The organism is Thauera phenylacetica B4P (assembly GCF_000310225.1).
In the GTDB taxonomy this organism is placed as follows: Bacteria; Pseudomonadota; Gammaproteobacteria; order Burkholderiales; family Rhodocyclaceae; genus Thauera; species Thauera phenylacetica.
Genome location: NZ_AMXF01000222.1, coordinates 1 through 6,721, shown reverse-complemented (window position 1 = coordinate 6,721; position 6,721 = coordinate 1). Strand labels below are relative to the sequence as shown.

General features: G+C 72.2%; 7 protein-coding genes and 1 pseudogene. 7 read left to right on the top strand and 1 reads right to left on the bottom strand.

The features are described 5' to 3' along the window. The 7 genes and pseudogenes from C667_RS18765 to C667_RS18735 all read left to right on the top strand — a co-directional run. Nucleotides 1-259, top strand: a pseudogene (locus C667_RS18765) (extracellular catalytic domain type 1 short-chain-length polyhydroxyalkanoate depolymerase); the annotation flags it as partial. Between the two features lie 288 nt (nt 260-547). After that, a complete protein-coding gene (gene modA / locus C667_RS18760; protein ID WP_039922203.1) occupies nt 548-1,348 on the top strand; it encodes a molybdate ABC transporter substrate-binding protein in 801 nt (266 codons plus the stop codon). Nucleotides 1,349-1,770: 422 nt separating this feature from the next. Next, nucleotides 1,771-2,460, top strand: coding sequence for a molybdate ABC transporter permease subunit (gene modB, locus C667_RS18755; protein ID WP_004375947.1), 690 nt, complete (start codon nt 1,771-1,773; stop codon nt 2,458-2,460). After that, on the top strand, nt 2,460-3,650 hold the full coding sequence (modC, locus tag C667_RS18750) for a molybdenum ABC transporter ATP-binding protein (RefSeq protein WP_004375946.1): 1,191 nt from the start codon (nt 2,460-2,462) through the stop codon (nt 3,648-3,650). Before modB ends, modC begins: the two co-directional genes overlap by 1 nt. A gap of 77 nt (nt 3,651-3,727) precedes the next feature. After that, nucleotides 3,728-4,402 carry a glutathione S-transferase family protein gene (locus C667_RS18745; RefSeq protein ID WP_004375943.1) on the top strand — a complete coding sequence of 225 codons (675 nt, stop codon included), beginning with the start codon at nt 3,728-3,730 and terminating at the stop codon, nt 4,400-4,402. Between the two features lie 73 nt (nt 4,403-4,475). Further along, nucleotides 4,476-5,375, top strand: a complete 900-nt coding sequence (locus C667_RS18740) for an LOG family protein (RefSeq protein WP_004375942.1) — start codon at nt 4,476-4,478, stop codon at nt 5,373-5,375. Nucleotides 5,376-5,383: 8 nt separating this feature from the next. Then, nucleotides 5,384-6,031, top strand: coding sequence for an esterase/lipase family protein (locus C667_RS18735; RefSeq protein WP_004375940.1), 648 nt, complete (start codon nt 5,384-5,386; stop codon nt 6,029-6,031). 34 nt (nt 6,032-6,065) lie between these two features. Here C667_RS18735 and C667_RS18730 read toward each other — a convergent pair. Continuing rightward, the coding region (locus C667_RS18730) for a tetratricopeptide repeat-containing protein (protein WP_004375938.1) at nt 6,066-6,721 on the bottom strand (656 nt) is incomplete at its 5' end.

Below are 6,721 nucleotides of genomic sequence, written 5' to 3'. Positions count from 1 at the left end.
CGCCGAGCAGTGGGCCGCCGCGCTCGGCGCGCGCGCCGCCGTGCCGCGGAGGGTGCAGCGCGGGGCACGCCACGCCATGACCGTGAGCGACTGGCGCGCGCAGCGCCGGGTGTGCGTCCGCGTGTGCGAGGTCGAGCACCTTGGCCACGCCTGGAGCGGCGGCGTCGCCGGCGAACACTTCAGCGACCCCAAGGGCCCGGACGCCTCCACGCTGATCTGGCGCTTCGCGCAGGCGAATCTTGGGGGGCGTGAGGCGTGAGGCGTGAGGCGTGAGGCGTGAGGCGTGAGGAGTGAGGCGTGCGGCGTACGGCGTACGGCGTGAGGCGCCTGGGTCTTCTGCCCGCGCGTGGCGGTGAAGATGGTTTGTGTAGGAGCGCCGGAAGGCGCGAATCCGACGCTGAAGAGCGCGATGGCGCAGATCGCCTGCGTCCACGCGAACCGGGCATCGGATCGCCGGTGGCGCCAGGTGGTGCCAAACACCCGCGCCGATGTCCGCCGCTTCCGCCTCTCCTGCACGATGCACTGTCTCTACAAGGGAGAAGGATCGATGGTTTCATCCAGGTTGCAGCCACGCCGCCGCGTGCTCGGTGTCCTGCTCGCGCTCGCCGCGGGCGTCTTCGCGCCGACCGCCACGGCGGGCGAGCGCATTACGGTGGCGGCGGCCTCCGACCTCAAGTTCGCGCTCGACGAGATCGTCGCCGAGTTCGGCCGCGCGCATCCGGGCGACGTGGTCGAGGTGGTGTACGGCTCCTCGGGCAAGTTCGCCACGCAGATCCGCCAGGGCGCGCCCTTCGATCTCTATTTCTCTGCCGACATCGCCTACCCGCGCACGCTCGAGGCCGAGGGCCTCGCCCACGGCACGACCCGACCGTACGCGCTCGGCCGCATCGTGCTGTGGAGCGCGATCCGCGACGCGCGCACCCTGGAACTGAAGGACCTCGCCGACCCTGCGCTCGGCCGCATCGCCATCGCAAACCCGCGCCACGCGCCCTACGGCAAGCGTGCCGAGGAGGCCTTGCGCGCCGCCGGTGTGTGGGAGGCGGTGCAGCCGCGCCTGGTGCAGGGGGAGAACATCGCCCAGACCGCGCAGTTCGTGCAGACCGGCAACGCGGCGGTGGGGATCATCGCGCTCTCGCTCGCGCTCAACCCGACGCTGGCTGCGCAAGGCGGCTACCACCTCATCGATGCGAGCCTGCACGCGCCGCTCGAGCAGGGCTTCATGCTCACCCGCGCCGCCGCCGGCAAGCCGCTCGCCGGCGTGTTCGCCGAGTTCATCGGCAGCGAGTCCGCACGCACGGTGCTGCGGCGCTACGGTTTCGAGCTGCCGACCGCGCCCGTGGGGCGTTGATGGAGCCTGCCGCCACTCGCCGCTCCGGCGCTACAGGATTCGCAGCTCGCCACACCCGCCCCGTCCCGCATCGGTTTCTGTAGGAGCGCCGGCAGGCGCGAAATCAGGCTCGGGTCGCGGCGGTTTTGTAGGAGCGCCCGAAGGTGCGAATTGAGGCGCCCCGGGTACCCGTCGCGGCGTCTCGCAGAGGATCTGCCCGGTTCGCGACTTCCGCCGCTCCTACACTTCGCCCCGCGTGCTTGCGTCGTGTTGGCGCGCCGGAACATGCACACCTCGGCGCCCGGGTACCCGCTCACCTTCGAGGCCACGACACCCCTGGGGCGCGGTGCGCTTTCAATCCGCGCGCCGGGCGCGGCACAATGGGGGCCGCCGCCGCACGGGCGTGCCGCCTCGACGATCCTGCCCCTCTTCATGCCCGCTCCATGCCGACCCTGACCGGCGCCGACTGGTCCGCCATCCGCCTCACCCTCGAGCTCGCCGCGGTCAGCACCGCGGTGCTGCTGCTGCTCGGCACGCCGCTGGCGTGGTGGCTGGCGTGCACGCGCTCGCGCTGGAAGGGCGTGGTGGGGGCGGTGGTGGCCTTGCCGCTGGTGCTGCCGCCGACGGTGATCGGCTTCTACCTGCTGGTGGCGATGGGGCCGAACGGGCCGCTCGGCCGGCTCACCGAGGCGCTCGGCCTAGGCCTCTTGCCGTTCAGTTTTGCAGGACTTGTGGTGGGCTCGGTGGTCTACTCGCTGCCCTTCGTCGTGCAGCCGCTCGCCAACGCCTTCGAGGCCATCGGCCGGCGCCCGCTGGAGGTCGCCGCCACGCTGCGCGCCGGGCCCTGGGACCGCTTCTTCAACGTCGCGCTGCCGCTGGCGCGACCGGGCTTCGTCACCGCCATCATCCTCGGCTTCGCCCACACCGTGGGCGAGTTCGGCGTGGTGCTGATGATCGGCGGCAACATCCCGGACAAGACTCGGGTGGTCTCGGTGGCGATCTACGACCACGTCGAGGCGCTGGAGTACGCCCAGGCGCACTGGCTGTCGGGCGGCATGCTCGTGTTCAGCTTCGTGGTGCTGCTCACGCTCTACGGCCGGCGGCGCGGCAACGTGGGCGGAGGGGTGGGCTGATGGCCGAGCATCCGCTGGCAAGCGGCGCAAGCACGGCAATTGCCGCAAGTCCTGTCGCCACCGCTGCGACCGGCGCCACCCCCGCGGGGACCCCGGGCTCCCCCCTACCGGCCGCCGGCATCGAGGCACGCTTCGCGGTGGACTACGCCGGCTTTCGCCTCGACGTCGACCTGCGCCTGCCCGGGCGCGGCGTCACCGCGCTGTTCGGCCACTCCGGCTCGGGCAAGACCACGCTGCTGCGCTGCGTCGCCGGGCTCGAGCCGGCGGCGCGCGGGCGCCTGGTGGTCAACGGCGAATGCTGGCAGGACGACGCGCGCGGCATCCAGGTGCCCACTCACCGCCGCGAGCTCGGCTACGTGTTCCAGGAGGCGAGCCTGTTTCCCCACCTGTCGGTGCGGCGCAACCTCGAGTTCGGCCTGCGCCGCATCCCGGCGGCGGCGCGCCGGGTGCAGCTCGAGCACGCGGTGGCGCTGCTCGGCATCGAGGCCCTGCTCGAGCGCATGCCCGATCGCCTCTCCGGCGGCGAGCGCCAGCGCGTCGGCATGGCGCGCGCGCTGCTCACCAGCCCGCGCATCCTGCTCATGGACGAGCCGCTCGCCGCGCTCGACCACCGCCGCAAGCAGGAGATCCTGCCCTACCTCGAGCGCCTGCACGACGAGCTCGACATCCCGGTGCTCTACGTCAGCCATTCGCCCGACGAGGTCGTCCGGCTGGCCGACCACGTGGTCATGCTCGGCGAGGGCAAGGTGATGGCCGCCGGCGAGCTGCACGCGACCATGGCGCGCCTCGACCTGCCCACGGCCTTCACCGAGGATGCCGGCGTGGTCATCGACGGCACGGTCGCCGCGCACGACGACCACTACCACCTCACCCGGCTCGACTTTCCCGGCGGCGCGGTGTGGGTGCAGCGCCAGGCGGTGGAACTCGGCCGCCGCCTGCGCTTTCGCATCCACGCCCGCGACGTCAGCCTCGCCGACCACCGGGTCGAGGGCAGCAGCATCCAGAACCTGCTGCCGGCGATCGTCGAGGAGGTCGTCGGCGCCGACACTCCGGCCCATGTGCTGGTGAAGATGGACGCCGGCGGAACCCCGTTGCTCGCCCGCATCACCCGCCGCGCCGCCGAGCAGCTGGTGCTGCGCCCGGGGCGGCGGATGTGGGCGCAGATCAAGTCGGTGGCGCTGCTGGGCTGAGATCCTGCCATCATTGCAGCCCCTTCGCACATCCAGAGTGCGTGGCCATGGCTGCATTTCTCCGGAGCGCAACGCCGATGACGATGACCCTCTATCACTGCATCAACGCCAGATCCTTCCGCGTGCTGTGGATGCTGGAAGAGCTCGGCCTGCCCTATGAACTGAAGGTGCTGCCCTTTCCGCCGCGCAGCCGGGACGAGCAGTACCTCGAGGTGAATCCGCTCGGCACCATCCCCGCCTTCCTCGACGGCGACGTGTGGATGAGCGAGTCGGCGGCGATCTGCCAGTACCTGGCGGCGCGGCATTCCCCGCACACGCTCGACGTCGGCGTGGATGAGGCGGATTTCGGCGCCTACCTCAACGACCTGCATTTCGGCGAGGCGACCCTCACCTTTCCGCAGACCCTGATCCTGCGCTACGGCCGCTTCGAGCCGCCCGAGCGCCGCCTGGCGCAGGCGGCCGAGGACTACACGCGCTGGTTCCTGTCGCGCCTGCGCACGCTCGAGCCCCGGCTCGCGACCCGCGAGTTCCTGTGCGCGGGGCGATTCACCGCGGCCGACGTCTCGGTCAGCTACGCGTTGATGCTGGCCACGGACATCGGCCTGCAGGACCGCTTCAAGCCGGCGACGCTGGCGTACTGGCAGCGGCTGCGGGCGCGACCGGGCTTCCTGCGTGCGCTGGAAGCCCAGGCACGTGCGGCCCTCGAGCAGGGTGTGTCGACCGCATCCGTCGCGTGCTGGGACGGCCGCTGATCCGGGGGCGGAGCTCGCGTCCCGTCACGTGCGGATGCGATGATGCGGCCTCCCCAACCGCATGGACTCCCCGATGAGCGACAAGCCCCCCATCCGCGCCCGCAACTTCCCCTCCGCCGAGGACGAGGCCAAGGCTGCCCAGCCTCACGGCCGCTATGACGGCCCCGGCAGCTCCTTTCGCATGGCCTTCACCGACACCGACTTCCTGCTGCGCGAGGAGCTGCGACCGGTGCGGCTGCAGCTCGAGCTGCTGAAGGCCGAGCTGGTGCAGCAGGAGCAGGGGGTGGAATCGACCGTCGTGGTGTTCGGCAGCGCGCGCTTCAAGGCGCCGGACGTGGCCGAGGTCATGCTGCGCGACGCGGTGGCGAGCGGCGACGAGGCCGCGATCCGGCGCGCGCAGCAGATGGTGAAGAACGCGCGCTGGTACGACGAGGCGCGCCGCTTCGGCGAGCTGGTGACGCGCGAGTCCGAGGCGCTCGGCGAGCCGGTGATCGTCGCCACCGGCGGCGGGCCGGGGATCATGGAGGCGGGCAACCGCGGCGCCTTCGACGCCGGCGGGCGCAGCATGGGGATGAGCATCTTCCTGCCCTTCGAGGAGGCGCCCAACCCGTACATCACGCCCGAGCTGTGCTTCCAGTTCCACTACTTCGCCATCCGCAAGATGCATTTCCTGATGCGCGCGGTGGCGCTGGTGAGCTTCCCCGGCGGCCTGGGCACGCTCGACGAGCTCTTCGAGGTGCTGACGCTGACGCAGACGCGCAAGATCCGCCGCCGCCCCATCGTGCTCATCGGGCGCGACTTCTGGGAGCGCCTGATCGACTTCGACGTGCTGGTCGAGCACGGCGTGATCAGCCCGGAGGACAAGAACCTGTTCCACTACGCGGAGACCGCAGAGGAGGCCTGGGGCGCGATCAAGGCCGCCTACAGTGGCGACAACCCCTCGCTGACCGCGCGGCAGCTGAAGGGCAACTAAGCGCCGCGATGCAGACCGAAAAGCCGCTGATCCTCTTCGTCCACGGCCTGTGGATGCACGGCGCGGTGTTTGCCGCGCACCGCCGCCGGCTGAGCGGCATGGGGCGGGAGAGCCGGGTGTTCTCCTGGCATTCGCTGCTCGGCTCGCTCGACGGCGCGGCGGACGAACTGGCGGCGCACATCGCCGCCCTCGACCGCCGGCCGCTGCATCTGGTCGGGCACAGCCTGGGCGGCTGCCTCGTGCTGAACATGCTCGCCCGCCATCACCCGGAAGGCATCGGTCGGACGGTCCTGCTCGGTTCGCCGTGCTGCGGGTCGTTTGCGGGCGAGCGCATCCTGCACGTCCCGGTGCTGCGCGGCGCCCTCGGCCGGGTGCTGCCGCAGTGGCTGGCGCGGCCGCTGCCCGAGGTGCCGCCCGGCTACGAGATCGGCGTCGTCGCCGGCAACCGGCCGGTCGGCATGGGGCGCATCGTGCCCGGCATGGAGAAGCCCAATGACGGCATGGTGACGGTGGCCGAGACGCGCTGGCCAGGCGCGCGCGACCATGCCGTGCTGCCGGTGACCCACATGCAGATGCTGTGGTCGCGCGCCTGCCTGATCCAGACCCTGCACTTCCTCGACACCGGGCGCTTCCTGCGCGGGGGCGTGCGCGCCTGAGCGGGCTGCCCGCCCCCGGGCTGGGGGCGGGGGTTCAGATCGCGTCGCGGATCCGCCGCAGGCGGTCGCCGAGCACAGGCGGGCCGCCTTCCAGCAGCGCGAGCAGCGCGTCGAGGTTCTCCACCAGCGAGGCGCGTTCGCGCGGGCTCGCGCCGCGGGCGAGGGCGTCGCGGTAGGTGGCGAGGATCCGCTCGGTCAGCGCGGCGCAGGCCTCGGTCGCTCCGGCGGCGCGCTTGCGGCCGCGTGCGGCGGTCTCGGCCGCGGGCAGGCTGCGGGCGAGCAGCATCACCAGGTCGAGGTCGGCCAGGCTGGCGGCGGTCCAGAAGTCGGGATTGCGCCCGCCGCGCTCCTGCAGGCCGGTGCGCAGGCGTGGGAGCTCCTCTTCCAGCGCGGACGGCGGCAGCCCAGGGTGGGCGGCGTCGAGATGCGCTGCGAGCAGCACCGCGCTCGCCCAGTTGGTGAAGGGGTAGGCGTCCTGGCTGCCGCCGGCTTCGAAGGCCTCGCGGTAGGCTTCGGCGCAGGCGTCGAGCGCCTCCAGGCGCGCTGCCGGCGCGGCGGCGACGAGCGCGTGGCGCTTGTGGGTGCTGCCCAGCAGGCTCAGGCGCTCGACGGTGGGCGCGCGCCTGCACAGCGGCTCGAGCTCGGCGAGTGCCGCCTGCACGAGCGCCTCGCGTGCCTTCGCCTGCGCGG

Coding starts and splice junctions, on each gene's coding strand:
- C667_RS18740 (WP_004375942.1), top strand. CDS start 4,476: ATGAGCGACAAGCCCCCCATCCGCGCCCGCAACTTCCCCTCCGCCGAG.
- modA (WP_039922203.1), top strand. CDS start 548: ATGGTTTCATCCAGGTTGCAGCCACGCCGCCGCGTGCTCGGTGTCCTG.
- C667_RS18745 (WP_004375943.1), top strand. CDS start 3,728: ATGACGATGACCCTCTATCACTGCATCAACGCCAGATCCTTCCGCGTG.
- modC (WP_004375946.1), top strand. CDS start 2,460: ATGGCCGAGCATCCGCTGGCAAGCGGCGCAAGCACGGCAATTGCCGCA.
- C667_RS18735 (WP_004375940.1), top strand. CDS start 5,384: ATGCAGACCGAAAAGCCGCTGATCCTCTTCGTCCACGGCCTGTGGATG.
- modB (WP_004375947.1), top strand. CDS start 1,771: ATGCCGACCCTGACCGGCGCCGACTGGTCCGCCATCCGCCTCACCCTC.